Source organism: Ekhidna sp., assembly GCF_039960695.1.
GTDB lineage: Bacteria > Bacteroidota > Bacteroidia > Cytophagales > Cyclobacteriaceae > Ekhidna.
On the sequence record NZ_JBDVKP010000010.1, the window covers coordinates 62929 to 87386 of the forward strand.

At 41.6% G+C, this 24458-nt stretch carries 25 protein-coding genes; 22 read left to right on the plus strand and 3 right to left on the minus strand.

From position 1 onward, the window contains the following. The first annotated feature begins 402 nt into the window (after positions 1-402). Complete coding sequence (locus ABJG98_RS05695) at positions 403-1875, plus strand: aminotransferase class V-fold PLP-dependent enzyme (RefSeq protein ID WP_348278522.1); 1473 nt, start codon at positions 403-405, stop codon at positions 1873-1875. A gap of 132 nt (positions 1876-2007) precedes the next feature. Here the strand turns inward: ABJG98_RS05695 and ABJG98_RS05700 are convergent, their stop codons facing one another. Next, positions 2008-2220 carry a hypothetical protein gene (locus ABJG98_RS05700; RefSeq protein ID WP_348278523.1) on the minus strand — a complete coding sequence of 71 codons (213 nt, stop codon included), beginning with the start codon at positions 2218-2220 and terminating at the stop codon, positions 2008-2010. A 280-nt stretch (positions 2221-2500) separates the two neighbouring features. On the opposite strand from ABJG98_RS05700, the gene ABJG98_RS05705 reads away from it, so the two are divergent. The 14 genes from ABJG98_RS05705 (at position 2501) to ABJG98_RS05770 (ending at position 16065) form a co-directional block, all read left to right on the plus strand. After that, complete coding sequence (locus ABJG98_RS05705; protein WP_348278524.1) at positions 2501-3073, plus strand: DinB family protein; 573 nt, start codon at positions 2501-2503, stop codon at positions 3071-3073. A gap of 3 nt (positions 3074-3076) precedes the next feature. Next, complete coding sequence (locus tag ABJG98_RS05710; protein WP_348278525.1) at positions 3077-3658, plus strand: DUF1801 domain-containing protein; 582 nt, start codon at positions 3077-3079, stop codon at positions 3656-3658. A gap of 40 nt (positions 3659-3698) precedes the next feature. Next, positions 3699-4673 carry a hypothetical protein gene (locus ABJG98_RS05715; RefSeq protein WP_348278526.1) on the plus strand — a complete coding sequence of 325 codons (975 nt, stop codon included), beginning with the start codon at positions 3699-3701 and terminating at the stop codon, positions 4671-4673. Beyond that, the gene (locus tag ABJG98_RS05720) at positions 4674-5717 is read left to right on the plus strand and encodes a zinc-dependent alcohol dehydrogenase family protein (protein ID WP_348278527.1); all 1044 of its coding nucleotides are present in this window, start codon (positions 4674-4676) and stop codon (positions 5715-5717) included. A 48-nt stretch (positions 5718-5765) separates the two neighbouring features. Continuing rightward, positions 5766-6194, plus strand: a complete 429-nt coding sequence (locus ABJG98_RS05725; protein ID WP_348278528.1) for a hypothetical protein — start codon at positions 5766-5768, stop codon at positions 6192-6194. 72 nt (positions 6195-6266) lie between these two features. Beyond that, positions 6267-6854: a hypothetical protein gene (locus ABJG98_RS05730; RefSeq protein WP_348278529.1), complete on the plus strand. Its 588-nt coding sequence runs from the start codon at positions 6267-6269 to the stop codon at positions 6852-6854. 5 nt (positions 6855-6859) lie between these two features. Continuing rightward, positions 6860-7258 (plus strand): hypothetical protein, encoded by a 399-nt coding sequence (locus ABJG98_RS05735; RefSeq protein ID WP_348278530.1) that lies wholly within the window; start codon positions 6860-6862, stop codon positions 7256-7258. 56 nt (positions 7259-7314) lie between these two features. Next, entirely contained in the window at positions 7315-8016 is a 702-nt protein-coding gene (locus tag ABJG98_RS05740) for an SDR family oxidoreductase (protein WP_348278531.1), read from the plus strand. A 1-nt stretch (position 8017) separates the two neighbouring features. Continuing rightward, positions 8018-9472, plus strand: a complete 1455-nt coding sequence (locus ABJG98_RS05745) for an SDR family oxidoreductase (RefSeq protein WP_348278532.1) — start codon at positions 8018-8020, stop codon at positions 9470-9472. Positions 9473-9476: 4 nt separating this feature from the next. After that, positions 9477-10775 (plus strand): deoxyribodipyrimidine photo-lyase, encoded by a 1299-nt coding sequence (locus ABJG98_RS05750; protein WP_348278533.1) that lies wholly within the window; start codon positions 9477-9479, stop codon positions 10773-10775. Between the two features lie 203 nt (positions 10776-10978). Continuing rightward, a complete protein-coding gene (locus tag ABJG98_RS05755; protein WP_348278534.1) occupies positions 10979-11689 on the plus strand; it encodes an SIMPL domain-containing protein in 711 nt (236 codons plus the stop codon). A gap of 96 nt (positions 11690-11785) precedes the next feature. Then, on the plus strand, positions 11786-13666 hold the full coding sequence (locus tag ABJG98_RS05760; RefSeq protein WP_348278535.1) for a CBS domain-containing protein: 1881 nt from the start codon (positions 11786-11788) through the stop codon (positions 13664-13666). Further along, positions 13641-14843 (plus strand): succinylglutamate desuccinylase/aspartoacylase family protein, encoded by a 1203-nt coding sequence (locus ABJG98_RS05765; RefSeq protein ID WP_348278536.1) that lies wholly within the window; start codon positions 13641-13643, stop codon positions 14841-14843. Before ABJG98_RS05760 ends, ABJG98_RS05765 begins: the two co-directional genes overlap by 26 nt. Positions 14844-14955: 112 nt before the next feature. Beyond that, positions 14956-16065 (plus strand): GAF domain-containing protein, encoded by a 1110-nt coding sequence (locus tag ABJG98_RS05770; RefSeq protein WP_348278537.1) that lies wholly within the window; start codon positions 14956-14958, stop codon positions 16063-16065. A gap of 3 nt (positions 16066-16068) precedes the next feature. Here ABJG98_RS05770 and ABJG98_RS05775 read toward each other — a convergent pair whose 3' ends face one another. Beyond that, complete coding sequence (locus ABJG98_RS05775; protein WP_348278538.1) at positions 16069-16410, minus strand: HIRAN domain-containing protein; 342 nt, start codon at positions 16408-16410, stop codon at positions 16069-16071. Positions 16411-16428: 18 nt separating this feature from the next. On the opposite strand from ABJG98_RS05775, the gene ABJG98_RS05780 reads away from it, so the two are divergent. Together ABJG98_RS05780 and ABJG98_RS05785 are read left to right on the plus strand one after the other, a co-directional pair. Beyond that, positions 16429-17940 carry a M20/M25/M40 family metallo-hydrolase gene (locus tag ABJG98_RS05780; protein ID WP_348278539.1) on the plus strand — a complete coding sequence of 504 codons (1512 nt, stop codon included), beginning with the start codon at positions 16429-16431 and terminating at the stop codon, positions 17938-17940. 287 nt (positions 17941-18227) lie between these two features. Continuing rightward, entirely contained in the window at positions 18228-18641 is a 414-nt protein-coding gene (locus tag ABJG98_RS05785; RefSeq protein WP_348278540.1) for a hypothetical protein, read from the plus strand. A gap of 99 nt (positions 18642-18740) precedes the next feature. On the opposite strand, the gene hisB is transcribed toward ABJG98_RS05785, so the two are convergent. Further along, on the minus strand, positions 18741-19265 hold the full coding sequence (gene hisB / locus ABJG98_RS05790; protein ID WP_348278541.1) for a histidinol-phosphatase: 525 nt from the start codon (positions 19263-19265) through the stop codon (positions 18741-18743). A 238-nt stretch (positions 19266-19503) separates the two neighbouring features. Between hisB and ABJG98_RS05795 the strand changes: the two genes are divergently transcribed. The 5 genes from ABJG98_RS05795 (at position 19504) to ABJG98_RS05815 (ending at position 24452) form a co-directional block, all read left to right on the plus strand. Next, on the plus strand, positions 19504-20814 hold the full coding sequence (locus ABJG98_RS05795) for a hypothetical protein (protein ID WP_348278542.1): 1311 nt from the start codon (positions 19504-19506) through the stop codon (positions 20812-20814). Between the two features lie 250 nt (positions 20815-21064). Next, positions 21065-22045: a 23S rRNA (adenine(1618)-N(6))-methyltransferase RlmF gene (gene rlmF, locus ABJG98_RS05800; RefSeq protein WP_348278543.1), complete on the plus strand. Its 981-nt coding sequence runs from the start codon at positions 21065-21067 to the stop codon at positions 22043-22045. A 78-nt stretch (positions 22046-22123) separates the two neighbouring features. After that, entirely contained in the window at positions 22124-22696 is a 573-nt protein-coding gene (locus ABJG98_RS05805; protein WP_348278544.1) for a hypothetical protein, read from the plus strand. Between the two features lie 135 nt (positions 22697-22831). Continuing rightward, positions 22832-23419: a Crp/Fnr family transcriptional regulator gene (locus ABJG98_RS05810; RefSeq protein WP_348278545.1), complete on the plus strand. Its 588-nt coding sequence runs from the start codon at positions 22832-22834 to the stop codon at positions 23417-23419. A 61-nt stretch (positions 23420-23480) separates the two neighbouring features. Further along, positions 23481-24452, plus strand: a complete 972-nt coding sequence (locus ABJG98_RS05815) for a cyclase family protein (RefSeq protein WP_348278546.1) — start codon at positions 23481-23483, stop codon at positions 24450-24452. Positions 24453-24458: the final 6 nt, after the last annotated feature.

Sequence of the window (24458 nt, forward strand, 5' to 3'; positions counted from 1 at the left end):
AACCAAAAATGGTGAAATATTTGGATTTGATCTTCTTTTTCTAATAGCTCCGATTAATCAAATCCCGTTACCCTTTCGGATTTACTTATGGTTAATCCAACACGAAAGAGCAAGGGAACCTCTCCAATGAGGCACTCGCTTTTAAGTGAGTGGGACAACATTACAATGGAACACATTTTTTAAATATCAACAGCAATAGATGAATACTCCAATCAAGGGTAACTACCTACGGGCAGGTCATGAAGGACTCAACAAACGAGATAACATCAAACTTATGAGCTCAGAGTAGATTGTGAAAGTAGATTCATCCAGTTTGATAGACATTATACACCAAGAGTACACCTGTTACACGAATGCAACATCAAGAAATTCTCGCAATTTCGCTCCAGAATAAAAACTAAAATGAAACACCAAAGAAAAACACCCATTGAAATAAGCAAAGATGAATTTAAAAAGATCGGAACCCAATTAGTGGATAACATAGCTGGTTTTATGGAAGAAATTGGGAATAGACCCGTCACAACAAACAAATCAAACGAGGAGCTAAAAAACCTCGTAGGCACTACATCTTTACCAGAACATGGTACCCCAGCTGGTCGGTTGCTTTCGCAGACAGCCAATATTTTAATTGACAACTCTTTACACAATGGTCATCCCAAGTTTATGGGATATATCACTTCGTCCGCAGCACCGATTGGTATGCTTGCAGATCTTCTTGCCGCTGCTGTGAATCCCAATGTCGGTGCAAACATTCTGAGTCCGGTTGCTACTGAGATCGAAAAACAAACCATTCAATGGCTTGCAGAAATGATAGGAGTATCTTCCACTTATAGTGGCATCTTAGTAAGCGGAGGAAATATGGCAAATTTCACTGCATTCCTTGCTGCTCGCACTGCAAAGTCTACTAAAAACTTTAAAGAAGATGGCTTTTCAAATCATGTAGAAAAGATGACAATTTATTGCTCACAATCTACGCACACATGGATAGATAAAGCAGCCGTTCTCTTCGGGTTGGGAACTAAATCTATCAAGTGGATATCCATCAATGATCACAACCAAATGGATATCAAAGAATTGGAAACCAGCATATTGACAGACATAGAAAATGGATACAAACCAATGATGGTGATCGGAACTGCTGGCGATGTGAGCATGGGTGTAGTAGATAATCTAAAACAAATAGCAGTGATCTGTAAAGCGTACAACATGTGGTTTCATATTGACGGTGCATATGGTGCGCCAGCAGCGGTAGTCCCCCGATTCAAAAAAATGTTTGAAGGTATAGAAGAAGCAGATTCCATTGCACTTGACCCACATAAATGGCTATATAGTCCGCTCGAAGCTGGCTGTACTCTTGTGAAAGATGCCAAGCACCTTATAGATGCGTACAGTGCTCATCCAGAGTATTACAATTTTCACAGTGAGTCCTCACACAATTATTACGAATATGGTCTGCAAAACTCCAGAGGTTTTAGAGCTTTGAAAGTTTGGCTAGCCTTGAAGCAGGTCGGCAAAAAAGGGTATCAGAAAATGATAAATGAGGATATTGAACTATCAGAATACATGTTTGAGCAAGCCAATGCTCATAAGGAATTAGAAGCGGGCACTCAAAGTTTGAGTATAGCAACTTTAAGATACATTCCTGTAAATGGAGCTGAAGAACATTTAAAACCGGAATACCTCAACAAACTCAATGAAGAAATTCTAAATGAAATACAGTCTGGTGGAGAAGCATTTATCTCCAACGCAATGATGAATGAAAACTACTACCTTAGAGCATGTATAGTAAACTACCGGACAAGTAAGAAAGATATCGAAGAAGTAATAGACACCGTTGTTAAGATTGGAAGAGAGGTCCATGGAAAATTAAAATAAAAACTGCACGGCCAGCATTGACTCTTTTTTTGTGCCTATAGCCATCAAAATCATTGGGCGTTTACAAAAGTATAACTGTGCATTAGCTACACCAATTTTTATTCAGCTTTACTTTATAACAAACGTACCAGACTAAATTTTAGATACACCAGCAATAACTTCTTTAATCAAAAAAGTGCCTATCTGAAAATGTTTCACACTATAAATATAAGCGTCACGTTCAGAGCCAAATGAATCTGCTACCTGCTCGTTATGAATGACAATAAATTGTCCTTTGTACTTTTCGAGCAACGCTTGCTCATTGTGAAGATAGAATTTGTGTTGCTTGTTCAAAAGCTCGCCCATATACCATCGATTATCTCATTGTCCCATTATCATATACGTAAAGTAGCTTGGATTAGGCACGTTCTTTTGTGGAAAAGAATAATTGTATCTGGTTAAGTAACAATAGACATCAACTTTTTTTGATGAAATCGACTATCAGGCAAGCTGAACTACCCAAATCCCGTCAAAAAAATGACAATAAAATTGACTTCATCTGGACTATCCGATCAATGAATGCCAGGCTCGCTTGGATTGCTTTTGCTTTTTAAAAACAATAACTTAACAGTAAAATCCTCTTACCGTGAACCGACTACTTTTTACCTCTGTGATATTGCTCATTACGCACAATCTTTCCGCTCAATACGCCATTAAAAATATCGAAGGCTACACCCCACAAATGGGTGCGCTCATTAGTATGCTGGATGATCTTAAAGCTAGAGTCACCTACCATGCCAAGGGGTTAGATCAAGCAGGTACGGACTTTTTACTAGACGCCGAGGCAAACCGTATCGGTGCTTTAATTCTTCACTTAGCAGCTACCGAAGTGTATTACCAAAAAACTACCTTTTACGATGAAAAGCTTGACGAAGAGACAGATGCTGAATGGCTGACTGCCTTAAATTTGGGTGACAAAGCACGAGAAGAGCTACGGGGTAAACCTATCTCCTATTACCTCGACAAATGGGACGAAGTACGAGCCAAAACCAAGGAGGTATTGAAAACAAAGGATGATTCATGGCTTACTGAGATTAGAGAAATTCCAAATTTTGATGCCGAATACAATTACTATTGGGCGTGGTATCATGTGATGGAGCATCAAGCCAATCACATGGGACAAATAGTTTTGATTAAAAAACGGATGGAAAAAGATTGAGATATGAATCCCAAAGTCAACTGGTTTTTTGAAAAGGATACAAAGTGGAAGAAAGAATATGCCCAACTTCGTCAAATCGTGCTTGATTGCGAGCTAATCGAAGAGTTGAAATGGGGATGTCCCTGCTATACCTACAAAGGAGCCAATATAATCCTCATACATGGGTTTAAGGACTATTGTGCTTTTCTCTTTCACAAAGGGGCCTTGCTGAATGATTCGGAAAACATCCTTATCCAACAAACCGAAAATGTGCAGTCTGCCCGACAAGCACGGTTTGCTAACGACGCGGAAATTATTGCTTTGGAAGCTACGCTCAAAGCTTATATCTACGAGGCAATTGAAGTAGAAAAAGCGGGACTAAAGGTGGAGATGAAAGAGACCAAAGAATTTCATTTTCCCAAAGAGTTGGAGGCTAAATTTGAAGAAGACCCTGATTTTAAATCAGCTTTTGAAGCGCTGACACCCGGAAGGCAAAGAGGCTATCTCCTCCACTTCTCTGATGCCAAACAAGCCAAGACACGGATAGCAAGAATAGAAAAATCTCAGCCAAAAATCCTTGAAGGCAAAGGCTGGAATGAACGGTAGCTAACGCTAAACATCAATTTTTCAGATTATATTTAGTTTCATGAAAAAAGTCATATTATCTATCTCTGCGCTGATTATATGCACACAGTTATTCGCTCAGAACACGTTTCGAGACTCAACCAAATACTACTCATTTCAGGTCAACTATTGGTTTAACCTCCACCACTTTCTGCATCTGGAAGCATTTATAAATGTAAATGAAGACAGTACGATCATCGCAAGAAAGCTTCCTTCAAATGCGCAATCAAAGCTAGATGTCGCCATCTCCTATTATAAAGAAAATCTTGCTGATCAGGATTTACGAACCAGCGATTACCTAACAGAATTCAAGCAGTGGATCACCAAACAAGAAAAGACTCTGGACGATATACCAAGCCAATTTCAATCGCACATTGAAGTGCTGCAAGCAGTGAGTGATGTTTACCAAAAAGAATTCTGGCCTGTGCATGAAAAGGCCTGCAAAAAGGTTCTTGAGGAGAATATTGAGCTGATCAGGAAAACAGAAGAAAAATTTGTAGATAGAATTACCACTTTGACCAGGCAATTTTGGCAAAGGGAAAAACTTAATGTAGATATCTCTTACGTGGGTAAAGTGACCAAGTGGAATCTACGAAATCGACCTTATACATCCATTTTTCCCACACATGTAGTGATGAATGCCATTGGAGAAAATGAAATCAAAGGGAATTGGATTGAACTACTCTATCATGAGTCAGCGCATCACCTGATTTTATCTAACTCATACTTTATTGGCGGTACCATTAAAGATCTCACTGAAACAATGAATGTGAAATCACCCAGACAGCTTGGGCATTCGTACCTTTTCTACTTTACCGGGCAGCTCACTAAGCAACTGCTAGCGGAATTGGGGGTTTTCTATGAGAGCATTTACATGGAGCGCAACGGGGTTTTTTCCAGCTACTATCCGTTTCTGGATATCCATTTGAGAGATTACATGGATCGAAAGATTACACTAGTGGAGGCCACGCAAAGAATGATTAAAGAGCTGCAATAAATGAGAGCACTTGTTTATGAAAAATTTCAAGGCCCACTTTCCATTCAACAAGTGGCTGACCCTGCTCCTAAAAATCATGGAGTAATTGTAAAAGTTACAGCTACAGGACTTTGCCGCAGCGATTGGCACGGGTGGATGGGGCATGATTCGGGCATTGAGCTTCCCCACATCCCCGGACATGAACTTGCAGGTATCATTGAAGAAGTAGGTAAAGACGTGAGGAATTTTAAGGCAGGAGATCGTGTCACGGTTCCCTTTGTATGTGGATGCGGTACTTGTTCTGAATGCGATTCAGGGAATCATCAAGTCTGCGATTATCAAACTCAACCTGGTTTTACCCATTGGGGCTCCTTTGCAGAATATGTCGCTTTAGAACATGCAGATATCAATCTGGTCAAGATCCCGGAAAAAATCAAAGATGAAACGGCAGCCATACTTGGCTGTCGATTTATAACCTCTTTTCGAGCGGTTGTACACCAGGGAAAGGTAACTGCGGGACAGTATGTAGCCGTTCACGGTTGTGGTGGTGTTGGCCTGTCAGCTATCATGATTGCTCGTGCAATGGGCGCCCACGTCATTGCTGTAGATATCGATGAAGAAACCTTAAATCTTTCAAGATCACTAGGTGCAACACAAACGATCAACGCCTCTAAAGCTGGTCATGTTGCTGATCATATTAAATCCATAACCAATGGAGGTGCACACGTTTCAATAGACGCACTCGGCAGCCAGGTTACTTGTTTCAACTCTATTGCAAATCTCAGAAAAAGAGGGAAACACATTCAGATAGGATTGATGACTGGCGATCATCAGCACCCCAAAGTACCAATGGATATGGTATTGGCCAACGAGTTGGAAGTTATCGGAAGTCATGGAATGCAAGCACATCGATACCCGCAAATGCTTGACATGATCAAAAAAGGCAGCCTCCAGCCTGAAAAACTGATAGAACGTACCATTTCGCTAGATGAAGCCGCCTCAGCCTTGCCCATTATGAATAAGTTTGAAAACAAAGGTGTGCTGGTTATCAATTCATTTCAATAGCCAATCAGTAACCTGTCCAAATTCACTCATTGCATTCGATCATAGTATATGAATCATTACACAACATCATTGGAAATTAATCGATCAGCGGCAGATGTATTCAAAGCAATAAGCTCACAATTGGACGGTTGGTGGGGACATCAGGATCATCCTGTGACGGAATTGGGAACAGTTTTTAAAGTATCATGGGGAGAGCCGTGGTATCAATTTAAGGCTGTCAAGTACTTGCCAAACGAAGAAATGATCTGGGAATGCATTGATGCCAATCAGATTATAAATGGACTGGAAGGTGTTCAAAAAGAATGGGTAGGTACAAATGTTCACTGGAGATTGAAGTCATTGGGAGATGCACGAACACAATTAAATTTTAAACATGAAGGACTCGTTCCAACATTCATCTGTTTCAATGTTTGCTCGCGCGCCTGGACTGACTTTCTTCAACAACACCTGGTATCATATTTAGAGGGTCATCCTTAATCATACAGTTTCTATATTTAGAACCTGGAGCTTCCAAAAGCGTATCTTCAGTGAAAACAAATTGTCACTTTCATGAAAAGAAAACCTAGCCTTTTGATTATAATAATTGCGCTTGCAATTTGCTCCTGTCAGCAACCCAAAGAAGCAACACCTCCTCTTGTAGACGGAAACATTGATGATTTCCTGCAATTGGGTATTGAGCCAATTGCTCTTGCAGAAGGGACCAAACTGTATTTCTATCAAAATGATCACTACGTTTGGATCGCCTATGACTATCCAGAAGGAAGTTATGGCACCTTAGACCTGAAACTTCTCACGCCCAATCTCACAGACACCATCAATTTGCATGTATCTGCGCAGCTTGGTGAATGGCTCTTAAAAGAGGGGGCGCCAAAACCTGATAATTCAGTAAGCGAATTGTGGTGGAACCACGAAGGCTGGTATGCCAATGAAGTTTGGATGAATGGCCTGGACCGATCAGAAGATGAAGTAAATCCAAATTGGCGGAATGGAAAAGCACGTGAAATACAAATTAGCAAAGTACGATTTGGGAAAGGTGAATGGAAACTTCAATTGAATATTCGTGCCATTCAAACGCCCGATGGGTTTACAGGTATTACCTTTCCCGAGGAAGGCATGCACTTACTAAATGCCTTTTGATTCAAATGGCATTCTCAAATAGCATCTCGAAGCTCAGCGCAAAGCGACTTTTCCTCATTGATGGAATAGGTGCGACTGCATCCGCCATCTTTCTTGGAATAATCCTTGTTAGATTCAATGAATGGATTGGCATGCCCGTGAATGTGCTTTACATCCTCGCCGCTTTAGCAGTAGTTTTTGGATGTTATTCACTCAGCTGCCACTTTCTTTCTATTTTAAATTGGCGCTCATGGCTCAGGCTTATTGCCATAGTTAACCTTCTTTATTGTCTTACTACCTTGATCTTACTCATTTGGTATATCGACCTTCTTACTCCATTGGGCATCAGCTATTTTACACTTGAAATTGCCATTATCATTATTTTGGTGTCACTAGAGTTCAAATGCATCGCTAATGCGGATTAGATTCAGCAAATCCAAATTACCTCAAAACCTTACGCCAGATGTTTGGTTAACCTTACATGGCAAAAAATTATATCATTGTTGGAGGTAGTTCCGGTATCGGCTTTGAAATAACTAAGCAACTTTCAGAAGCGGGAAACAACGTCACAGTTTTAGCGAGGAGCAAAGGCGCACTTGGTTCACTTTCCAATGTGGAGCATATCGAGTATGATGCAACTTCAGATTCAAAACCCGAAATAAATCTCGATTCAATAGATGGATACGCCTATTGTCCTGGAACGATAAATTTAAAACCGTTTCATGGTTTGAAATCACAAGATTTTAAGGAAGATTTCGAGATCAATGTAATGGGTGCAATAAAATCACTTCAACCTATTGTCAAGCAGCTCAAGAAGAATAATAATGCATCCATCGTTTTCTTTAGTACTGTTGCAGTACATCAGGGAATGCCTTTCCATTCTTCAGTTGCGGCAAGCAAAGGAGCACTGGAAGGCATCACACGATCATTGGCAGCCGAGCTTGCTCCGGCAGTACGTGTCAATTGCATTGCTCCATCGATAACAGACACGCCACTAGCTAGCAGAATTCTTTCCTCTGCTGAGAAAAAAGAACAATCAGGCAAACGGCATCCACTGAATCGTGTAGGAACAGCAGAAGAGGTTGCCAAATTGGCTACCTTTCTTTTATCGAGTGAATCCAGCTGGATAACAGGTCAAATAATTGGGATAGATGGCGGCATGTCAGCAATTAGACCGTTATAAAATGAAAATATTACTTACAGGATCCACAGGTTACATAGGTAGGAGGTTATTGCCAGAACTTGTAAAGTCTGGCCATGAAGTTGTATGTCCAGTTCGCGATAAGAGAAGGTTTGATTTCGAAGACTTTGATGATGAATTTTTGCAGTCAGTTCAAGTTATTGAATGTGACTTTCTAGATAGTAAAAGTCTCGAAAGGCTGCCAAAAGACATTGATACGGCCTATTATCTTATTCACTCATTGACCTCCAATAGCAAAGAATTCAGTAAGCTTGAGGCAACCACTGCAAAGAATTTCGTCACATATATAGCTGAGACAAGGGTGGACCAAATAATCTATCTTGGAGGAATCGCCAATGACCAGGAACTGTCAGATCACCTTTCTTCCAGACAAAATGTAGAAGAAATACTCAAGCAATCGAAGGCCAAGCTAACCGTACTAAGATCCGCAATTATCATTGGTTCAGGTGGCGCTTCCTTCGAAATCATTCGTGATCTGGTAGAAAAACTACCCGTCATGCTAGCACCCAAGTGGCTCAATAGTAGGTGCCAACCCATTGGAATTTATAATGTGATTGAATATCTAATGGGTGTACTCGCGCACGATCAATCGTATGATCGAACCTTTGATATCGGTGGTAAAGACATCCTCACATACAAGCAAATGCTTTTGCAGTTTGCTGAAGTTCGAGGTTTAAAACGGTACATCATCACAGTGCCAGTATTAACGATAAAGCTATCTTCATTGTGGCTGTATTTAGTCACTTCCACTTCCTATAGACTCGCTCGCAATCTGGTTGACAGCATGAAAAATGAGGTAATCGTAGGTGATGACAGTATTGATGCTATTGTTCCCATTGAAAAATTGAGTTACAAACAATCACTGGAACGCACATTTATGCGCATCAATCAAAAGCAAGTGGTGTCTAGCTGGAAAGACTCATTTTCAAATCCTGACTTCAGTTATACATTTCTTCAGCAATTAGAAGCACCAAAACATGGATGCTTTATAGATGTACGAACCTATCCTTTCGATCGAACGCCGGATGAAGTGATAGAAAATATTTGGGCTATTGGTGGAGAGAGAGGTTGGTACTATGGAAACGTTCTTTGGAGAATAAGGGGCTTTCTCGATAAGCTGGTTGGAGGTGTGGGCTTGCGACGGGGAAGAAGAAGCCCAAATGACCTGAAAGGAGGCGATGCACTCGACTTTTGGCGGGTGCTTTATGCAAGCAAGGAAGAATATAGACTTTTGTTGTTTGCAGAAATGAAATTACCAGGAGATGCCTGGCTCGAATTCAGGATAAAGCCTCAGGCAGGAAAAAACTGCTTAATCCAAACAGCAACGTTCCGACCGCTGGGACTGTGGGGTAGGCTCTATTGGTTTCTTGTGCTCCCACTGCACGGGCCAATCTTCAGAAATATGGCAAGGAATCTAATCTCGTATCAAGCTAAATAATTCAATGAGCAAACCACAAGTCACCCTTTTTTGGTTTAGAAGAGACTTCCGCTTGGAAGACAACAGAGGCCTCTATCATGCGCATCAAGAAGAGTCTCCTGTGCGACCTGTCTTCATTTTTGATAGCAATATTTTGGAAGAGCTGCCAAAGAAAGATGCGCGAGTTCAATTTATTCATCAAGAGCTTACTCGCCTGGAAAATGAGATTAATCAACACGGCGGCTCCATAGACATCCGAGTAGGAAAGCCTCTTGAAGTATGGAAAAAATTAATAGAAGATTACGAAATAAAATCGGTTTGGACCAATCGTGACTATGAGCCTTATGCCAGAGAACGTGACAAAGAAATTTATGATTTTTTAGAGGACAAGGGCATTAATTTCAAAGCCAAAAAAGATCATGTCATTTTTGAAAAGGATGAAGTCGTTAAAGACAATGGTGACCCATATGTAGTTTATACACCCTACAGTAAACTTTGGAAAAAGACATTGACCGGAGGTCATTTAAGTTCTTTCAAATCGGAAGAAGAAACCCACTGGCACAAGACTGAAAAAAATAAAATTCCTTCGCTGAAAGCGCTTGGTTTTGAGTCGTCCGATATTGAATTTCCCGCACGTGAATTGGATGAAAATGTGGTGTCCAATTATGATGAAACTCGAGACATTCCTGGCATAAAAGGAACCAGCAGAATGAGCCTTCATTTACGGTTCGGAACTGTCAGTATCCGCGAGCTTGTCAAACATGCAAAAACCTTAAATGAGAAGTATCTAAATGAGTTGATTTGGAGAGATTTTTATCAAGCTATTTTATGGCACTTTCCTCAGGTAGTAGACACCAATTTCAATCGCAAATATGACGAAGTGCAATGGCGAAATAATGATGAGGAATTTGAAAAATGGACGAAGGGTAAAACCGGATATCCCATCGTAGATGCAGGCATGAGAGAGCTCAACAAAACAGGCTTCATGCACAACCGCGTTCGCATGATTGTGGCCAGCTTTCTGACCAAGCATCTACTCATTGATTGGCGCTGGGGCGAAGCATATTTTGCGGAAAAATTATTGGATTATGAGTTGGCGAGTAACAACGGTGGATGGCAATGGGCGGCAGGAACAGGCGTTGATGCTCAACCGTATTTTCGCATTTTCAATCCTTATTCACAAACTGAAAAGTTTGACAAAGATCGGAAGTACATCAATAAATGGATTCCAGAATTGAATACCCAAGAATATCCTGACCCAATCATAGAACATAAAGCTGCTAGAGAGAGATGCCTGGCGACGTATAAGCGCGCATTAAGTTAAAATACTAAATATATTAGTACTCAGGATTTTAAATGTATAAAAGCTTATTTATCAGATAGTTACATATTTTTAATAAACTAGATACTTATATCTGATTTCTTTAATTAAACACTTTAATTACCAAATTTACGTTCACAGTTTACAGTCATCGAAATATGCTCCTTTAGTTAGAATTAATTAGCTTCACTTACAAATAATCCACCATGTCAAAGCAAAGTCTCACCTCCTCCATTGCTCTCTCCATTGCCATCATTGTTTCTGGTTACTTCATTGGACAAACCTATGTAGCAGGTAAAAAACTTGATCGCACAGTCACTGTAAAAGGTTTGGCAGAGCGAGAGGTTGAAGCCGACATTGCGACCTGGCCATTGGAGTTGACCATCTCGGGGAATGAACTCGGACAACTGCAACGTACACTGGAGAGGCAAACTAAAATCCTACAAGACTTCTTTTCTAAGTTAGAATTTACCGACGAAGAATTGACTGTTGGAGCTCCGACGATTCAGGACAATCGCGCGCTACTTTACGGCGGCCAAAATGCAAACAATCAAGATCGCTACATAGCTAAAGTTGACTTCAATTTGCGAACAACAAAACTTGATAAAATGAGTCAGGCAATGTTCCAAATTCCAAGCATCATAGGACAAGGCCTGGTCATCGGTTCTAAGAACACCTGGCAGCCGGTTCAATACCTCTACACCAAGCTTAACGACATCAAGCCTGAGATGATAGAAGAGGCCACTAAAAATGCCCGTGAAGCAGCCGAAAAATTTGCTCGGGATTCAGGCTCAAAAGTTGGAAAAATCAAGTCCGCCAATCAAGGCCTGTTTTCAATCAGTGACCTGGATCCAAATTCAGGTGTGATGAAGAAAGTAAGAATTGTTTCTACCCTCCAATTTTACATTGAAGACTAACCTCCAGGACTTGACCCAAGTCAGTTTCTGAACTGTCATTCATCATTCAAAATGCAACATTAAACGCCAATCTTTATCCGATTAAAATATCGGAATATGGGAGATCTTCTAGTTAAATCTGCATCAGAGGATTTGATGAAAACACAGTTTATTCGTCACTTACTAAATGATGTGAAATGCCTCGAGTTGATGCTCGAACGAAACCTTATTGAGTCAGGCATCAGTCGGATTGGTGCCGAGCAAGAATTCTGTCTCATTTCGAAAAACTGGCGGCCAGAAAAAAATGCAGATGAAATTCTGAAAGCTATTAATGACCCTCACTTTACCAACGAACTTGCCAGGTTTAATCTGGAAATAAATCTTGACCCAGTGGAGCTTGGTCCCGATAGTTTGGATCAAATGGAACGGCAGCTTCGAGCGCTTTTGAAAAAAGCTGAGATTCATGCAAGTGAAAGGGATACCCAAATTCTACTGACTGGCATACTTCCTACCATAAGCAAAACAGAACTCTCGCTGGAATACATGACACCCAAGCCACGCTATTGGTCTTTGAATGAAATGGTAAAAGGAATAAGAGGTGCTGATTTCCAACTGCACATAAAAGGAGTGGATGAATTATTTATCACTCATGACTCTGTTTTGATGGAAGCCTGCAATACTAGCTTTCAGCTCCATTTGCAGGTAGATCCCAATGACTTTGTCTCTAGCTATAATTGGGCGCAGGCCATTTCCGGACCTGTCTTGGGTATCTGCGCCAATTCACCTCTCCTACTTGGACGCGAGCTTTGGAGTGAAACAAGAATTGCTCTGTTTCAACAAAGTATAGACACCAGGCATTCCACTTATGCATTGAAAGACCAAATCTCAAGAGTGAGCTTTGGCGAAGACTGGGAATACGGAACGGCAGCAGATATTTACAAAAACGACATTGCACAACATAAAATTATCCTTTCCAAATCCATCAAACGTGATTCACTTGAGGATCTTGAAAATGGTAAAATTCCAAAGCTGGAAGCCTTAAACACACACAATGGCACCATTTATAGATGGAATCGTGCGTGCTACGGCGCAACCGACACAGCAGCACATCTTAGGATAGAAAACAGATACATCCCATCTGGACCCACAATCCTTGATCAGATGGCCAACTTTGCCTTTTGGATAGGCCTAATGAAAGGTAGGTCTCCATTATACAGCGACATCACGAATCATATGGACTTTCAGGATGTGAAAGCCAACTTTATTAAAGCGGCCAGAACCGGCAAACAGTCAGTACTCAAGTGGAAGGATCGTTTTGTGTCAGTGAAAGATCTTATTACAAGAGAATTACTCCCGCTGGCTTATGAAGGATTAGCTAAATCCAACGTGGACTCCGAAACCGCCACAAGACTACTTGAAGTAATTGACCAGCGATCAATTAAGCAAACAGGAGCTCAATGGAGCATCTCCAACTATAGGCGACTCAAAAGAATTACACGCAAGGATGACGCATTGCTGGCGCTCACCAAAAATATGTACGAAAACCAGCAAAAAGATCTTCCCATCCATGAATGGCCGGACGTTCCAGATGTCTCCAATACGCATGAGCACGCCTATCAAGTTGGTCACATCATGTCTACAAAGCTCTTCACTGTCAAAACAGATGATATAGCAGCTCTTGCTACGCAACTGATGCAATGGAAAAACATTCACCACATTCCCGTAGAATGTGACAATGGGAAAATATGTGGAATCCTTACCTGGACACACATGCAACGTTTTCAGGAAAAAACCCCGTATGACGATAGCCTGACTGTTGGAGATATCATGAAAGAGGATGTCATACTTGCACATTCAGAAATGCAAATACCTGAAGCAATAAAAATAATGAAGCAAAATGAAATTGGGTGTTTGCCAGTAGTTCATAACCAACATTTAATCGGTATTGTCACCATCAAAGACATCAAACCTTATGATAAAAGTGAAGGTGCACAGTAAGGCACTCGATAGCACCGTGGAGATTAGCCGAGTCATTGGTCATGTCAAAGGATCCAAAAATGGCCCCACACTCATCTTCATGGGCGGAATTCATGGAAATGAACCCGCCGGTGTTTTTGCGTTAAAGCGCGTTTTTGAGCAGATAGGATCTGGAAAAGTACGTGGGTCAGTCTACGGAATTGCTGGCAACCTTTGGGCGCTGAAGTACGGAGAACGCTATCATAAAGAAGACCTTAATCGATTGTGGACAGTAAACAACATGGCCAACCTGCCAGAAAAAGGCCAACCTACCATTCATCAAGACCAAACGGAACAGGTTGAAATCAATGCGTTAATTCAGCAAATTATTGACCAGGAAGAAGGTCCCTTCTACTTCTTCGATATGCATACTACTTCAAGCGAAACACTCCCCTTTCTGACTGTAAATGACAGTTTACTAAACAGAAATTTCACGATACAATATCCATTACCCATTATTCTTGGCATTGAAGAGTACCTGAACGGACCTATACTGAGCTATATCAATGAACTAGGCTATGTAGCCTTCGGATTTGAAGCTGGCCAGCACGACGATATGGCTTCCATAGAAAACTGTATTTCTTTCATTTATCTGTCAATGGTTTATAGTGGCTGTATAAATAAAGATCATTGTGAATACCAACATCATCATGACATACTTGCAAAAACGACAGGAGATGTAAGACACATCTATGAGATATACTTCCGCTACGCAATCCAGGAAGGCGAAGATTTCCACATGATTCCGGGTTTTTACAACTTTCAACGATTAAAGCGTCACCAACATGTTGCTGAAAGCAATGGAAATCCTATTAGAGCTGAGAATGATGGTCGCATTTTCATGCCACTCTATCAGCCAAAAGGTGAGGATGGTTTTTTCACAATCAAAAAAATTTGGAGCCCGTTCTTGAAAATATCAGAGGTCATCCGAAAATATCGGCTCGATCGACTACTCGTATATCTTCCCGGCGTAAAATGGATAGATCATAACAAATCCGGACTGCTTGTAAACAAGCAAATTGCCCGATTTATGGCAAAAGACTTTTTTCATCTATTTGGCTATCGCTACGCTTATGTAGACCAAAATCACTTCAAAATGTTTAACCGTGAAGCATTTGCTCGCCATGAAGAGTATCAAAATGAACCTTGGTTTAGCTAACCATACGTGAAGCCTATTTTTTGGGTAAATCAATTTACTTGCCTATCTTAAGAGTGCATGCACAGCATGTATTTCACTCACCACCAATGTTTTAACCAACTCAACAACCTCAATGAGTGAGCAGGGCCGCCTGAAAGAGCTTCTATCCTACCAAATTCTGGATACATCACCAGAGAAGCAGCTGGATGAAATAGCAGAGATTGCTTCCATCGCATTTGATGTCCCGATGGTGCTGATATCCTTCTTAGACGATTCACGGCAATGGTTTAAAGCCAAAGTCGGTGTAGTGTCAGATTCCTTCCCAACAGAGGCGTCACTTTGCAAATTGACTATCCAAAAACCTGACAATGTTTTCATTATCGAAGATGCAACCAAAGACGAAAGGACAAGGAATCATTTTCTGGTTGTAGAAGGTCCAAAACTCAGGTTCTATGCCGGCATACCATTAATTACACCTCGTGGGCATGCCATCGGTACGCTCTGCCTGATGGACGTCAAAGCACGGAAGTTCACTGATAAGCAAATTAGACTCCTGCATATCTTAGCCGAAGGAATCATGAGCTATCTGAATGGGCGGAAGACCATTTTAAAACAAAAAAGGAACATTGAATTAAACGCTGAAAAACTTAAGCAGCTAACAGATCAGGCACCGGGCATCATTTTTCAGCTAGAGGTATCTCCTAAAGGCAAAGTTTCCTTTCCATTTCTAAGTAAAGGAGTGCACACTATAGATCCAGGCATGAATGTCAGAATACTTAAAAAAGACATTGGTGGTTTGAAAAAATTAATCTATAAAAAAGACTTTCCACTATTGGTAAATAGCCTCAAAGAATCTGCGGAGAACATGCAGGATCTTAATATTGAATTCAGAATTAATGTAAAAGGCAAAATAACCTGGCATCTATGTATGGCCAAACCCGAAAAAAAAGAGGATGGCACCATTACCTGGTTTGGTACATTTCAGGATATTACCAGCCGTGTGGAGTATGAAAATACCATCGAACAAATATCATTTGATATCTCTCACATGCTTAGGCGGCCAGTTACCACACTTCTGGGTTTATCATCCATAATCGAAAACGACGAAAATCTGGATGCTAAGAAGCTGAAAGAATACAGTGGCTATATTCATTCTGTTTCCGACGAACTGGACAAATTCACCAGAAAGCTCAATGAAACTTACATCAAAAAATCAGAGATGATTAAGAAAATCAAAGGTTAATAATCAGCTGACCAGCTCAATCCTCAGACCTACACCAAGCATTTTCTCTCCATTCACCCATTTGGCAGTCACATGAATTTCAGCTTCATTTTTCAAGGCAGGCAAAATAGTCTCCGCCATTTCCTTATTCAAATACCCAATTTGATTTCCCTCTTTTGAGAGAACTTTGATCGCATTGGCATCATAGGGATTGTCCGGTTCGGCTTCCAGGCTCAATTTATCATCCTCTCTTACCTCTTGTTTAATAATCTCCTGTCTGGATGAACCATCTTGGTTATCTTTAGACACACCTACCACTTTGGTGTCATATACAAAAACGGAAGGTATTCTAATGATTTTAGCCACTTCTCAAATTTAAAACCCATGCGCATCATTTTTGCACTTTTCAGCCTGCTATCTTTCACTGTCTTCTCACAAGACATCAACCAGCTTGCAGAAAAACACATTCAGGAAAACAGCATCCAAATTCTTCAGGATTTCAAAACGCTGCTATCCATTCCCAACGTAGCCTTTGACCTACCAAACATTAATAAAAATGCGGACCACATCATTGCTGAGCTAAACAAGCGTGGAGTAGAAACCAAACTACTCCGAATGGTGGGGACACCTCCAATTATTTATGGCTATTATCCTGTGAAGGGTGCCAAAAGAACATTGGCCTTTTATGTACACTATGATGGTCAACCGGCCGACAAGACGAATTGGACACACGATCCCTGGGAGCCTACCTATTATTCGAAAGCCATGTCTCAAGGGGGTGAACCTATAGACTTCCCAACCAACCACAGCCAAATAGCAGAAGAACATCGCATCTATGCGCGCTCAGCCGGCGATGACAAAGCGCCCGTTATCACCATTCTCACGGCATTGGATTTGATTCAAGCCAATAAGATGAAAGCCACCTCTAACTTAGTTTTCTTCTTTGAAGGACAAGAAGAAGCGGGCTCCCGGCAGTTGCAGCAATATTTGAATGATAATCGCGCCTTAGTGGATGAAATTGATCTTTGGCTCTTCTGTGACGGACCCGTCCATCAATCCCGAAAGCCTCAATTGGTTTTTGGCGTGCGCGGCGTTACCGGCATGGAAATCACCACGTATGGCCCTAACCGACCGCTGCACAGCGGGCACTATGGAAACTGGGCACCTGTTCCGGGTCAGCTACTTTCCGAGCTCATTGCCAGCATGAAAGATGATGAAGGCAATGTCATCATTGAAGGCTACTACGATGATGTAGAACCCTTGAGTGACCTGGAGAAAAGAGCCATGTCAAGTATCCCGTTAATTGATGAAGGCTTGAAGAAAGAACTTGCCATCAATGATCCTGAGGGAACGGAATCATACAATGAGCGCCTCCTTCTGCCATCGCTAACCATCAAAGGTTTGAGCAGCGGAAACACGGGCAAACTAGCCAGAAACGTAGTTCCTGCCACAGCAACTGGCTCTATAGGCATGCGTTTGGTAAAAGGATGCGATCCCGAAAAGCAAAAAGACCTGGTGGAAGCACACATTCGCAAACAAGGCTTTCACATTGTGAGAGAAGATCCGGATCAGGAAACCCGAATGAAATACCCTAAGATTGCCAAAGTAACACGTGAAAGCGGTTATCCAGCTGCACGTACATCCATGGACCTTCCCATCACCCAGGATGTAATCGCCAGAACCAAGGATATCGCAGGTGAAGAGTTGATACTACTCCCAACACTGGGTGGCTCACTCCCACTTTATCTATTTACGGACGAACTGAAAAAACCAGCCATCATCCTGCCCATTGCCAATCACGACAACAACCAGCATGCTGCAGATGAAAACCTGCGCATTGAGAACTTGTGGTATGGAATCAAGCTGATGAGCGCCTTGATGACAATGGATAAATAAAATTGCGAGGTAATGAGTAGACCCGATTGATTCTCTGAATTAAAAATTCCTGAAATCACACTGTGTGCTCCCGTATCAATAATAGACAGGCTATCAGGCATGATGTTTTATATAATAATGTAGAATCGTCATTCCGGTTTTCGAAGGATGAGAAATACCGGAATCTCCAAGAGAAGTGTCGCGGATAGTTCAAATTGATTAAGATCGTGAAATAAATTCCGTATGACCAATAGCTCAGTGGTCGCTGTCTTATCAACTCCGATTATATTTGACAAAAATTTCTCACCATGCACAATTTCCTACTTCAATTACACTCAGGCCTAAGATGGCTCATACTCGCTGCTGTCATTATCGCAGTGCTCAAATCCCTCATTGGACTCTTTGCCGGTAGCAGTTACTCCAAGTTTGATAAAATCGTGGCTGTCGCCTTTGTAGGAATGATGCACCTTCAGCTACTAACGGGCTTGATTTTGTACTTCTTCTACAGCCCATTTGTCACGTACAACATGAGCGATCCGGTGCAGCGATTCTGGTCGGTAGAACATTTGGCTTTGATGCTTTTTGCGGTAGTTGCAGCCCAAGTTGGACGATCCATCAGCAAGAAGACACAAGATGCACAAGTGAAATTCCGCTTCCAATCCATCTTCTTCGGTATGTCGCTGATTTTGATGCTGCTAGGTATTCCTTGGGATCGGATTTAGTGACTGGTAGATGAGTGATTAGTGGAGAAGTGATTAGTGGAGAAGTGATTAGTAGAGGAGTGACTAGTGGATGAGTGATTAGTGCCTTAGAATCAGACCCTACTGCTCGATAAGAAATTCATAAATCTCCCTCCAACTCGTTGGTTTCAACTCCGCCTCCGTTTCATTATCTGAATACGCAGACGTAAGGTATATGGCCTTGCAGCCAAGATTCCGAGCAAGCTGAACGTCTGTGGCACGATCACCGAGTACGTAGGAATTCTCCATGTCATAATCTCCCTTCATGTAATGACTAAGCATGCCTGTTCCGGGCTTGCGATTGGGATGATTGTCCTTCTCGAAATGCTCATCGATGTGTACTGCATCAAAGTGGATGCCTTCGGTCTCGAGCAGACGCATGATGAAGTTGTGCACCGGCCAAAATTCATGATCCGGGAAAGCATCTGTACCCAATCCATCCTGGTTGGTGACCATCACAAAGAGGTAGTTCGTTTCCTCTTTGAGCTTCTTCAGATAATAGAGAGCTTCAGGCAGAAAGTCCAGCTTTTCGATGGTCTCGATCTTCTCATTCTCCGTCTCCTGGATGATAGTGCCGTCACGGTCAATGAATAGAATGGGTCGCATAGCTGCGAAGATAAGTGGTGAGGAGCTTTTTAGACAAAGAGGTATATTTGAATTAGTAATCTCGTGTATTTACAGTATTGTTTTATATTCGATTAGTAAACATCTACAAACGTTTAGCAATTGGATTTGACATTGAAAATCAGCGAGTTACAAAACATAAGTATTAAAAATACATAAGAGAAATAAACAACATTATGTTGTTTATACAAATGTTGGGCTCCATTAGAGAATATTATCGATGTACATAGAATTATTGGATAGGTTTAAAAGTAGCATTGAGGGATTAAGAGATTTTGTTGACTTAATCCAGCCAATGCTAAATGAATATCATAAAAAAGAACTTAAGAAGCATACTAAAGCCTTCGAACCACTAGCCCTTGCTGAACAAATCCAAAGAGAAGATGACGAATTGAAGAAAACTCAACTTCAAGAGAAACTAAAGGAAATTTTTGAAGGAGAAATAGAAGTAGTAACCCATGAAGAGGGCATTGAAGAAAACAACAAAACTGCTGACGGTGAATTGGATAAAAAATTTGCCTTTAGAGTCAAAGGCGATACTTCCAAAATTGATGCTGCGTTCGAGTTTAATGTAACGTCAAGCGACCAAAAGAATCTTCTTTATGTAAATTCCTTAATTAGTTTATTGAGTTCAGCAGAATGGTTTTATTCACAACTTCTTCATTTTTTTTATGACAAAAATCCGCATGCGGCGGGGATAAAGAAAAAGACTCTTACTCTTGAAGAGTTGAAATCTTTTGGCTCAATTGATGACGCTGAAAAGTATCTAATTGATTCCAAAATAGAGGGGCTTTTGAGATCTAGTTTTTCAGATTGGATTGAGACCCTAAAGTCAGAGCTTGGCCTTGGTCTTGGATATTTGACGGACTTTAAAAACGAACTTATTGAAATTTACCAAAGGCGAAATCTATTTATTCATAATGGTGGGATGGTAAATTCAATATACCTGTCAAAAGTGTCAGGTAGTGATCAAGCCATCGGTGATAAACTCACGGCTGATGAAGAGTACCTTGATCATGCCATTGATAAAATACATGTATTGTTTAGTCTAATTGCTTGCGAATTGTGGAAAAATGATCTTCCTGAGGATGAAGCAAGAGCAGATTTTTTGATGGATTTAAATTATGGCTACCTAAAACAAGGAAAGTGGGCAGTTGCGAAACTACCAAACATATTTCTAGCTAAAGATGCCAAACAGCCCATCATTCCTAAGACATATTCTCAGCTAAATTGTTGGTTATGTGATAAAAGGGAGAAAGGTTTAGATCAAATTAAGGCTGAATTAGAGAACCAAGATTTTTCAGATAAATCTATTGTAATTCAACTTGCCTTAGCAGCTTTGATCGAAAACGAAAAAGAATTTTTTGATTTACTTCCTCGTGCAATTAATTCGGAAGAACTACCGGTCAAATATCTTTTCGACTTTCCTATCTTAGAAGAAATGAGAGCAACTAGTTCTTTTGAAGAGTTTGTTAAAAACAATGAAAAGGTCAAGGAATACAAGGAACAAACAGAGCCCAACAAACACTAAATTGAATATGCGAACTGAGCTATTTGATATGACAATGCAAACAGGAATCCTTGGTTCTTCAAGCATCTGGAGTCCATACTCACCCACCTAGGCGTAGGTTGCACCTACGCCCCCATATAAATCAATTTCCAATTGACTGCCGCTAAGCTGTAACTTAACACTCCTCCCATCCAATTTTTTTCCGCAAACCAGCTCAACCAAAAGTGCGGCAGCTATCTTTAAGCAAACGATAGCTAGAACCACACGAATCATGTCTTCAGACAAAAACCCACCAATAAAAACACGGCTGCATGCGCGCAACAAAAACCGTGAAAGATATGATCTAGGTGCTTTGATCACAGCTGTCCCCGAGCTGAAAAATCACCTGGCACCGAATAAGCTTGGGGAAGAGTCCGTCGACTTTTCCAACCCGCAAGCGGTTAAACTGCTCAACAAAGCATTACTCAATCACTACTACGGAATAAAACACTGGGAATTCCCGGATGAAAACCTATGCCCGCCCATACCCGGCCGAGCGGACTACCTTCATTACATGGCTGATTTATTGGGCGAAAGCAATTTCGGCACACTCCCATCCGAAGATAAGATCACTTGTCTGGATGTTGGTGTTGGAGCCAGCTGCATTTACCCAATTATTGGAGTGACAGAATACGGCTGGAATTTTATAGGATCTGATATCAATCCAAAATCGATTGAATCAGCACAGCATATCGTCAGTTCCAATCCATCATTAGCAGATAAGATTGAATGTCGATTGCAGAACAATCCAACAGACATGTTTCATGGGATCATTGGTCCGGAAGATCGAATTGATCTAACGATATGCAATCCTCCTTTTCATGCTTCGATTGAAGGTGCGCAAAAAGGCACGCGAAGGAAAATCAAGAATCTCTCAGGCAAAAGAGTGATAACGCCTACGCTCAATTTTGCAGGAATCAGCAATGAGCTCGTATGTGAAGGCGGAGAAAATAAATTCATTCAGCACATGATCAGAGATAGCGAAAGGTTCTCTACCAACTGCTATTGGTTTTCAACCTTGGTATCGAAGCAATCCAACCTGAAAGGAATTTACAATGCTTTGCAGGCAATCAATGCTCAGAAGGTCAAAACCATTCCCATGGGCACAGGGAATAAATCCAGCCGTATTGTGGCCTGGACATTCCTTTCCAGAGCCGATCAACGAGCGTGGAGAGAAACCAGATGGAAGACATCTGCTAGTGCAAGCTCGTAGCTCGTACCAATTTGGAATTAATATGTACTTGATGTGATTTTTGATCGGATTTACCCCTCTCTTTAGTTTCTTCGCCCCATGAAGTTGATCACACAATCAAAAGCTTCCAAAGTCATCCAAATCCTGACCCAATCTTTCCAGACCAATCCAAGCGCGCTCTGGGTAATCAAGCAGGATGAGAAAGTACAGAAACGATTACAGGTGCTCATTGAATATGCAGTAGCAACCGGATTGGAAAATGAAGGCCTCTTCCTTTCGGATGATGAATCTGCTGCTGCTATTTGTTTTGAAGAACCAGCGAAATCCAGTTTGAGCAGCTATTGGCATCAACTTCAGCTGATCCGCAAAGCAATCGGAATTACCAGACTCCCTCAGGTACTCAAACGAGAAGGCTATCTTAAAAAGCATCGGCCGGATGAACCACATCTTAACTTCTGGTTCTTGGGTGTAGATCCTCATCGCAAAGGAAGTGGTGGTGTTCTTGACATTAAGCATAGGATCTTTGAGCTGTCAAAGGAAAAGCAACTTCCCATCCTGCTGGAAACTTCCGTGGAGCGAAACAAAAACGTATATGAACGTTATGGATTCCATACTTACCATACCTGGAAGGAGTCCGACGATTACACACTTTGGTTTATGCGGAGGGGTTAGGTAAGATCAACAACTCTAAAGATTTACATCTACATCGATAAAACCCTAAAAACTTGATGTTGCGGCGATTGGGTAGTTTCACTAGCTTAGTAAGCTTAACAACAAGTGGACTTCTACGTGTTAGTTGAACTAAAGATGGCGAGTAAACTCATAGAAAATATTCGAGAACTTGTTCCTCTTTCTGAGAAAGAAGTGGAGGTGGTTTGCGATGCGTTTAAACGCCGACATCTCAAGAAGAAAGAGCTCCTATTTCAAAAGGGTGATCCATCCAGCCATATGCGATTTATTTCAGATGGATGCATGAAACTGTACTCAGTTGACGGTGACGGACAAGAGCATATTCTTCAATTTGGTATCTCAGGATGGTGGATCAATGACTTGTACGCTTTTCTTACTGAAACGCCTGCCACGCTTTTTATGCAAGCCATCACAGAAAGTACCGTTTTTCAGGTACATAGGGATCGACTCAACCAACTCTATGATGAGGTACCCATGATGGATCGCTTCTTTCGAATCAAAACCCAGAACGGGTACGTTGCCCTTCAGGAACGTACCATTCGTACCATGAGTGATCCTGCGGAACAACGCTACCGGGAGTTTGTCAATCGCTACCGCGAAATGGAACAGCAAATTCCCCAATATATGATCGCATCTTACCTGGGAATCACCCCAGAGCACCTAAGTACCATTCGCAAAAAGATGAGTACCTCAAACCTTTCTTAAGATACCTTAAGGCAATCGCCTCCGCTGGCTTGAAACTTTGTAAAAAAAAAAGTTAAAAGCTATGAAAGCAACATTCTTTTCTATGTTATTGATCCTCATCGTAGCTGTCCAGGCACAGCACAAAGAGGAAGTTGGTGTAAGTCCGTGGGGACCTGATGATGAAATCGGTCGCCTAAACTTAATGACTGAAGCCTCGCGGCTTCAGGTACTTTCACAGATCAATTCGGGCAAAACTTACGATCTCAGCGTCGATTACTTTGTAGGCATGCCTAGCTTCCATGCATTGGGAGATCCCGGCTATCAGTATTGGCTAACACATACTCCTCACGGGACGATCGTTGACAATCCTAATGGAATGGGTGATGCCATGAACCGCAAGGTTAGCTACACCGGAGATGCCATCTCCATGTACACGCACATGGGCACACACATCGATGCACTCAACCATTTTGGTTTGAATGGCAAAATCTGGAATGGTTTTACTCCGGAAGAGCATTTGGGAGACAAGGGCTGGAAAAAGACCGGAGCGGAGACCATCCCTCCCATCATCGCTCGGGGGGTAATGATTGACGTGAAATCAGCGAAAGGAACACTACCCGATAACTATCGGATTACCGCTATCGATCTTCAGGATGCGCTTAAAAAACAGCAAGTTGGGCTGGAGCCAGGCGATGTTGTGCTCATCCGCACGGGTCAGGCTGAGTTTTATCAGGATGCCGATCACTATCTCGACAACTATCCGGGCATCAGCCTTGATGCCGTAAAATGGCTCGTTGAAGACCAGGGCATCATGTTCCTTGGTGCTGACAATCTCAGCTTTGAAGCATTCCCTCCGGAACAGGAAGATAATTGGGTGCCGGTGCACACCTACCTGCTGGCGGAAAAAGGGGTAATGTTCATCGAGCAGATGTACCTGGAAGAACTGGCTCAGGATCAGATCTATGAATTTGCCTTCGTGGCAGCCTCTCTGAAGCTAAAAGGAGCCAGTGGCTCTCCCATGCGACCATTGGCCATCCCTATCAAAAACAAATAACAGACG

Bases quoted from the DNA above. Each gene is read 5' to 3' on its own strand.
- ABJG98_RS05780 (WP_348278539.1), top strand. From the start codon at position 16,429: ATGCGCATCATTTTTGCACTTTTCAGCCTGCTATCTTTCACTGTCTTC.
- ABJG98_RS05755 (WP_348278534.1), top strand. From the start codon at position 10,979: ATGTCAAAGCAAAGTCTCACCTCCTCCATTGCTCTCTCCATTGCCATC.
- ABJG98_RS05795 (WP_348278542.1), top strand. From the start codon at position 19,504: ATGTACATAGAATTATTGGATAGGTTTAAAAGTAGCATTGAGGGATTA.
- ABJG98_RS05715 (WP_348278526.1), top strand. From the start codon at position 3,699: ATGAAAAAAGTCATATTATCTATCTCTGCGCTGATTATATGCACACAG.
- rlmF (WP_348278543.1), top strand. From the start codon at position 21,065: ATGTCTTCAGACAAAAACCCACCAATAAAAACACGGCTGCATGCGCGC.
- ABJG98_RS05785 (WP_348278540.1), top strand. From the start codon at position 18,228: ATGCACAATTTCCTACTTCAATTACACTCAGGCCTAAGATGGCTCATA.
- ABJG98_RS05770 (WP_348278537.1), top strand. From the start codon at position 14,956: ATGAGTGAGCAGGGCCGCCTGAAAGAGCTTCTATCCTACCAAATTCTG.
- ABJG98_RS05710 (WP_348278525.1), top strand. From the start codon at position 3,077: ATGAATCCCAAAGTCAACTGGTTTTTTGAAAAGGATACAAAGTGGAAG.
- ABJG98_RS05740 (WP_348278531.1), top strand. From the start codon at position 7,315: ATGGCAAAAAATTATATCATTGTTGGAGGTAGTTCCGGTATCGGCTTT.
- ABJG98_RS05695 (WP_348278522.1), top strand. From the start codon at position 403: ATGAAACACCAAAGAAAAACACCCATTGAAATAAGCAAAGATGAATTT.
- ABJG98_RS05725 (WP_348278528.1), top strand. From the start codon at position 5,766: ATGAATCATTACACAACATCATTGGAAATTAATCGATCAGCGGCAGAT.
- ABJG98_RS05815 (WP_348278546.1), top strand. From the start codon at position 23,481: ATGAAAGCAACATTCTTTTCTATGTTATTGATCCTCATCGTAGCTGTC.
- ABJG98_RS05810 (WP_348278545.1), top strand. From the start codon at position 22,832: ATGGCGAGTAAACTCATAGAAAATATTCGAGAACTTGTTCCTCTTTCT.
- ABJG98_RS05700 (WP_348278523.1), bottom strand. From the start codon at position 2,220: ATGGGCGAGCTTTTGAACAAGCAACACAAATTCTATCTTCACAATGAG.
- ABJG98_RS05760 (WP_348278535.1), top strand. From the start codon at position 11,786: ATGGGAGATCTTCTAGTTAAATCTGCATCAGAGGATTTGATGAAAACA.
- hisB (WP_348278541.1), bottom strand. From the start codon at position 19,265: ATGCGACCCATTCTATTCATTGACCGTGACGGCACTATCATCCAGGAG.
- ABJG98_RS05765 (WP_348278536.1), top strand. From the start codon at position 13,641: ATGATAAAAGTGAAGGTGCACAGTAAGGCACTCGATAGCACCGTGGAG.
- ABJG98_RS05730 (WP_348278529.1), top strand. From the start codon at position 6,267: ATGAAAAGAAAACCTAGCCTTTTGATTATAATAATTGCGCTTGCAATT.
- ABJG98_RS05720 (WP_348278527.1), top strand. From the start codon at position 4,674: ATGAGAGCACTTGTTTATGAAAAATTTCAAGGCCCACTTTCCATTCAA.
- ABJG98_RS05735 (WP_348278530.1), top strand. From the start codon at position 6,860: ATGGCATTCTCAAATAGCATCTCGAAGCTCAGCGCAAAGCGACTTTTC.
- ABJG98_RS05805 (WP_348278544.1), top strand. From the start codon at position 22,124: ATGAAGTTGATCACACAATCAAAAGCTTCCAAAGTCATCCAAATCCTG.
- ABJG98_RS05745 (WP_348278532.1), top strand. From the start codon at position 8,018: ATGAAAATATTACTTACAGGATCCACAGGTTACATAGGTAGGAGGTTA.
- ABJG98_RS05750 (WP_348278533.1), top strand. From the start codon at position 9,477: ATGAGCAAACCACAAGTCACCCTTTTTTGGTTTAGAAGAGACTTCCGC.